Source organism: Arthrobacter crystallopoietes BAB-32 (assembly GCF_000328305.2).
GTDB classification, from domain to species: domain Bacteria; phylum Actinomycetota; class Actinomycetes; order Actinomycetales; family Micrococcaceae; genus Crystallibacter; species Crystallibacter crystallopoietes_A.
In genome coordinates this window covers 1-6,089 of sequence record NZ_ANPE02000209.1, presented here as the reverse complement: position 1 = coordinate 6,089, position 6,089 = coordinate 1, and the positions used below count along the sequence as shown (strand labels likewise).

Genomic DNA, 6,089 nt, shown 5'->3' with positions numbered 1-6,089 from the left:
GCTCGCGTCCGGATTCGTGCTGGCCGTCCTCGTCGGCGCGGCGATCGCGGGAGCCGGTGGCCAGGCACCGCAGGGAGCCCCGAAAACCCCGGCAGCGGTTGGGGCAGCCGCTTCGGATCCAGCCGCATCAGTTGGTGGCAGCACGGTCGCCAGGCTTCCGGAGGCACTGGCCAAAGCAGTCCGGGGAGATGATCCCGCTGCCGCAGTGGAGGGCTTGGCCTGGCTCCGGGCGGAGGCGCTTCGGACCAAGGATAGCGGTCTGCTCGCCCTGGTCAACGCGGATGGTTCGGCGCCCATGGCGGCGGACCGGGACGTCATCGCGCTCCTGGAGGAACGTGGCAACAGTTTCAGCGGACTCGAGGTGGATGTGACAGAGTCTGTGGTCGTCAGCCGTGCCGCAGGTAAAGCTGAAGTGGCCGCCACGGTGACAACGTCCGCCTTCGAGGAGCGGGATGCATCCGGCGCCGTCGTTGCGTCGGCCGACGAACCCAAAGTGCAGGAGCTGGTCCTTGCGCTCGTGCGCCAAGAAGGCCGCTGGTTGATCGAGGGGGTGCATTATCCGCCGCGGTAGGCGGGGCTCAACGGGCGGCGGCAGCCTCGTGGCTAAGATCGTTTCATGACTTCATCGAGCTATTTCCGCTACCCGCACCTGCACGACGGCCTCGTAACTTTCGTAGCCGAAGATGATGTGTGGGTTGCGCCGGCCGATGGAGGGCGGGCCTGGCGCATCTCCGCCATGCAGCTGCCGGCCCGGAACCCGCGGTTTTCCCCCGATGGTTCGCAGATCGCCTGGAGCGTTGTGCAGGGGAGTGCTCCGGAGGCCGTGGCCGCGGCAGTTGATGGAGGCGGCTTCAGGCAATTGACCTACTGGGGCCATCCGACCACCCGGGTGAAGGGCTTCACGGCCGCCGGCGAAGTCGTCGTGACGAGTGCGTTCGAGCGGGAGGAATCGCGCCATACCTGGGCTTACGGCGTGCCACTGGACGGCTCGGTTCCCCGGCTGCTGAATTTCGGACCGCTGGATTCCATAGCCTTCGGCCCCTCAATCGGCGATGAACGCCCGGTGGTGGTGGGCAGCGTCCTGTCGCGCGAGCCTGCGTGGTGGAAGCGCTACCGGGGCGGAACGGCCGGGAAACTATGGATTGACCGCGACGGCTCCGGGGAATTTGGCCGGCTGGTGCCCGAATTGAACGGAAACCTGACCGACCCGCTGTGGATCGGCAACCGGGTCGCCTTCCTCAGCGACCATGAAGGTTACGGAAACCTGTACTCAGTGCGCCCCGACGGCACAGGCCTGCAGCGCCACACCGACCATGAGGACTTCTACGTCCGCCACGCCTCGAGCGACGGAAAGCGTGTGGTGTTCGAATCGGCCGGCGAACTCTGGCTGCTCGAGGGGCTGGACGCGGAACCGCGCCGCCTGGAACTCACCCTGGGGTCCGCAGCCACCAGTCGCCGGCCGCGTGCGCTGGATGCCGAGCAGCATCTTGCGGCGGCCGTGCCCAACCAGGACGGGACAGCATCCGTTGTTGAAGCCCACGGCACCATTCACTGGCTGACGCACCGGGACGGACCGTCCAGAGTGGTGGAAGCCGAGCCGGGAGTCCGGGCCCGCCTGGCCCGTCCGCTCGGCGACGACACCGTCATTTACGTGGCCGATCATGGTGGTGCGGAAGCCCTGTACCTGCGCCGCGTTTTCGCCGACCTTTCGGTTGCCGCCGGCGCGCCCGAGCCCGGTCTGGCCGCCCCTGCCGGAAGCGAAGCGGCCGTGCCCCAGCCGGTCTCGGCGTCGGCAGTGCTCGGCCGAGCTGCAGAGCCCGCCGCACCCGGTCAGAACCCGTCCCAAGGACAGCAGTCCGGGAGGGCATGGCTCTCCGGGGAAGAGCCGGAAGCGGCTCCCTCAGGCCAGGGTGAAAACGTAGCCGTTCCGGGTGCCACGCGCATCGATTTCCCGGAGCAGACCCGGACCAGCCAGCTCTGTGCCAGCCCTGACGGGAAACTGGCCGCGATCGCCACAGAGTACGGTCAGCTGCTGGTCCTGGAAGCCGAATCCGGGGAACTGCGGGAACTGGCCTCAACGTCCTATGGCGCTGTCAACGAGATGGCCTTCTCGCCCGACTCCGAGTGGATCCTTTGGGCCGAGCCGGTCACGGCCGAGGGCACGCGAACCAAATTGCGAATCGCCCCGGTACGGGGCGACGGCGCCATCCATGACATTACTGATGGTCGCTTCCGGGACCACGCGCCGGCGTTCACTCCGGACGGCAAGTTCGCGGCATTCCTTTCGGAACGCAGTTTCGACCCGGTCTATGACACGCACAGCTTCGACCTGAGCTTCCCGCAGTCCACCAAGCCGTTCCTCGTGGCGCTGGATTCCACGACTCCCTCGCCGTTCGGACCGGCCGTGCACGGCACGGTTCCGGACAACAAACCCCGCAACGAGGCCGGCACCGAAGGGGAGGTGCCCACGGCGGCAGCCACCGTCGTCGACCCGGTCCAGCTGGCTGAGCGCATAATTCCGCTTCCCGTCGCGCAGGCCGGTACAGCAACCTCAGCGCGGTGGACGGTGCGCTGCTGTGGCTGGCCAGCGACCCGGCCGGGGTCACGGGCGAGGGCCGCGCCTCCGCCGAGGAACCGCAGGAACCCCACCGCCTGGAGCGGTTTGATCTCTCCCGCCGCGAGGTGGCCGTGCTGGTGCCTGCGCTGGACTCGTATTGGGTCTCCGGCGATCGCAAGCACCTGGTGTACGTCAACCAGAAGAAGGTCCGCGCAGTTCCCGTTGCTGCCAAAGTCGATGAGGATGCGCCGGAGAACGTGCTGGTCGATCTCAGCCGGATCCGGGTCCAGCTTGATCCCGCAAAGGTGTGGGCGCAGGCGTTCGACGAGGCCTGGCGGCTGCAGCGGGACTTCTTCTGGACAGCGGACATGGCCGGCCTGGACTGGGAGGAAGTCTACCGCCGGTACCGGCCCCTGGTGGACCGGCTGGGCTCCCATGACGATCTCGTCGACCTGCTCTGGGAGCTGCACGGCGAACTTGGGACGTCGCATGCCTACGTGACGCCGGCGCCTGCCGCCGAACCCGGTGCCGGAAAGCAGGGCCTGCTCGGGGCCGACCTCCACGTCACGCCCGCGGGGTGGACCGTGCGGCGGGTGCTGTCCGGTGAGTCCTCGGATCCGCTGGCCCGGTCGCCCCTGGCGGCACCCGGCGCGGGAGTCCGGCCCGGCGATGTGATCGCGGCCGTGGACGGCGTTCCGGTGGACCGCCGGAAGGGCCCGGCCCCGCTGCTGGTGGGGGCTGCCGGGAAGACGGTGGAACTGACCATCATCAACGGACCGGACGCGGCCGAGCCCGGCCGGCAGCGCCGCATCGCCGTTGTTCCAATCAGGGACGAGGAACGGCTGCGCTACCAGAACTGGGTGGCCGCCAACCGGCGCACCGTGCAGGAAGCCTCCGAAGGCCGGTTCGGCTACCTGCACATCCCGGACATGGTGGCCCGCGGCTGGTCCCAGCTGCACCGCGACCTGGACGTGGAGACTGCCAAGGACGCCCTGATCATCGACGTGCGCAGCAACCGCGGCGGACACACCTCGCAGCTGGTAGCGGAGCTGATCGGGCGCAAGGTCACGGCCTGGAACCTCGCGCGCGGGGAACAGCCGGGCACCTACCCGGCCCATGCGCCGCGGGGCCCCGTCGTCATGCTCACGGACGAGTATGCCGGTTCTGACGGGGACATCATTACCCAGGTCGCCAAGCTGCGCGGCATCGGTCCGGTCGTCGGCACCCGCACCTGGGGAGGCGTCGTCGGGATCGACGGCCGGTTCTCGCTAGTGGACGGCACCGGCGTCACCCAGCCACGCTATGCCTTCTGGTTCACCCAGGACGTCGGCTGGAGCGTGGAGAACTACGGCGTGGAGCCGGACATCGAAGTGCCCTACCCGCCGCATGCCTATGCCGCCGGCGAGGATCCGCAGCTGGAACACGGGGTCGGGATCCTCAAGGAGATGCTCCAGGAGCTGCCGACCGACCGTCCCCCGGCCCTCGCCGGCTATCCGAAGCTGCTGCCGGCACCGCTGCCGCCGCGTCCGCAGGCTGGCTGACACTGCTGGACCGCGCTGTCCGATCCTGGAAGCGCACCGCAACGGGAAGGGCCCGGGCCGCGCGATCTGCGCGCAGCCCGGGCCCTTGGCCGTTCCTGCCGGAGGGCTAGGAGTTCAGCTTGGCATCCAAAGTGATGCTGGGAACCGAAGCCAAGGCCTTGGAAACCGGGCAGCCTTCCTTGGCGGCCTGCGCGCTCTTCTGGAAGTCCTCATCGCTGATGCCGGGAACCGTGGCATTGACGAACAGGCGGATTTCGCTGATCTGCGCGCCAGTGGAGGTATCGAAGTCCACCTCGGCCGACGTTTCGATGCTCTCCGCGGTGTGGCCGGCCTCCTTGAGGATGTTGCTGAAGGCCATGGAGTAGCAGGCCGAGTGCGCCGCGGCGATGAGCTCCTCGGGGCTGGTCTTGTCCTTGGCGTCCTCGGCGCGGGCCTTCCAGGTCACGTCGTAGGTGCCCAGGCCCGAGGTCTCCAGCGACGTCTGGCCGTTGCCGGAGAAGAGGTCGCCCTTCCAGACTGTACGGGCGGAACGTGTTGTTGCCATGTGCACTCCTTGCATGGATTCGTCCTGTTGCTGCTTCTTCCATCAGGCACCGTCCATCCGGGCGGCGCCTTCTCCCTCATCCTAGGGGCGCCGGTTGGGCAAGGCCACCGCGCGCCATAGATGAAGGCGGCCGGCCTCCCATGAGGAAGCCGGCCGCTGAGCCCGAACCCGGTTAGTTCCAGAGCGTGGCGATGGCGATGTTCAGCAGGGCGAGTCCGCCCACTGAATGTGCCAGTCCTGTCGAGATCGGCTCGCCCGCCTTGTACTTGCGGCGGCCGATGAAGGCCAGGACGCCGACGACCAGGGCGATGAGCAGTTTGACGATCAGCTTGGGGTAGTTGGCGTCCAAGTCCAGCGCGGGAATCAGGCCCATCATGATGACGCCAGTGATCAGCTGGAGGGCCGCACCGTCGAACTGGCGGGGGTGGACGGTCGGCTTCTTCATGTTGCCGATCCAGATCCCGACGATCATGGCAGCGCCGACGATGTGCAGGAAGACGAAAATGTTGTAAAGGATCTCCATCGTTTCAGCTTATCCAGCGCCGGCCGGCATTCAGCGCAGGACCGGCGGCAATCCATAACTTTTCTACAACGTGTAGTAGAGCCCGGCGGAAACAAGGGGGAGAACGACGGCGGGTGCACCCCTTTGGCGTAAGGGGTGCACCCGCCGTCGTTAGTGGCTTGCGCCTGCGTTAGAGGCCGAGGTCCGCCTCGAAGGCGCCCTCCTCAAGGCGCGCCTTGAGGGTCTGGAGGAAGCGGCCGGCATCGGCGCCGTCGACCAGCCTGTGGTCGTAGGTCAGGGACAGGTAGACCATCGAGCGGATGGCGATCGTGTCGTCGCCCTCGGCATTGGTGATGACCACCGGGCGCTTGACGATCGAGCCGACGCCCAGGATGCCCACCTGCGGCTGGTTGATGATCGGGGTGTCGAACAGGGCCCCGAAGCTGCCGATGTTGGTGATGCTGAACGTGCCGCCGGAGAGTTCGTCCGGACCGATCTTGTTGGTGCGGGTGCGGTCGGCGACGTCGGCGATCTTGCCGGCCAGGCCGGCAAGGTTCAGGCTGCCGGCGTCACTGATCACCGGGACGAGCAGGCCCTTCTCGGTGTCGACGGCGATGGCCAGGTGCTCGGCGTTGTGGTAGGTGATCTCCTGCTGCTCTTCGTCGTAGGAGGCGTTGAGCTTCGGATGCTGCTTCAGCGCCTCGGCAACGGCCTTGGCGAAGAAGGGCAGGAAGGTCAGCTTCACGCCGTTCTGCTGCTGGAAGGTGTTCTTCGCAGCGGCCCGGAGCTTGGCAATCTTGGTGACGTCGACCTCGGTGACCTGGGTCAGCTGGGTGGAGATATCCAGGGACTCGCGCATGCGGCGGGCGATGACCTGGCGGATCCGCGAAGCCTTCTCCGAGGTGCCGCGCTTGCCTGCCGCAGCGCCCGGTGCTGCAGCGGGGS

At 67.5% G+C, this 6,089-nt stretch carries 3 protein-coding genes and 2 pseudogenes; 2 read left to right on the top strand and 3 right to left on the bottom strand.

Translation table 11 applies throughout. The features are described from left to right. Both D477_RS22800 and D477_RS16580 read left to right on the top strand, forming a co-directional pair. Positions 1-571, top strand: a pseudogene (locus D477_RS22800) (hypothetical protein); the annotation flags it as partial. Positions 572-616: 45 nt separating this feature from the next. Continuing rightward, positions 617-4,098: pseudogene (locus D477_RS16580) on the top strand (S41 family peptidase). Between the two features lie 106 nt (positions 4,099-4,204). On the opposite strand, the gene D477_RS16575 reads toward D477_RS16580, so the two are convergent. The 3 genes from D477_RS16575 to D477_RS16565 form a co-directional block, all read right to left on the bottom strand. Next, a complete protein-coding gene (locus tag D477_RS16575) occupies positions 4,205-4,642 on the bottom strand; it encodes an OsmC family protein (protein WP_005272210.1) in 438 nt (145 codons plus the stop codon). Between the two features lie 172 nt (positions 4,643-4,814). Further along, entirely contained in the window at positions 4,815-5,165 is a 351-nt protein-coding gene (locus tag D477_RS16570; RefSeq protein WP_005272206.1) for a hypothetical protein, read from the bottom strand. 169 nt (positions 5,166-5,334) lie between these two features. Further along, on the bottom strand, positions 5,335-6,089 hold a 755-nt coding region (locus D477_RS16565; protein WP_005272203.1), incomplete at its 5' end, for a 2-oxo acid dehydrogenase subunit E2.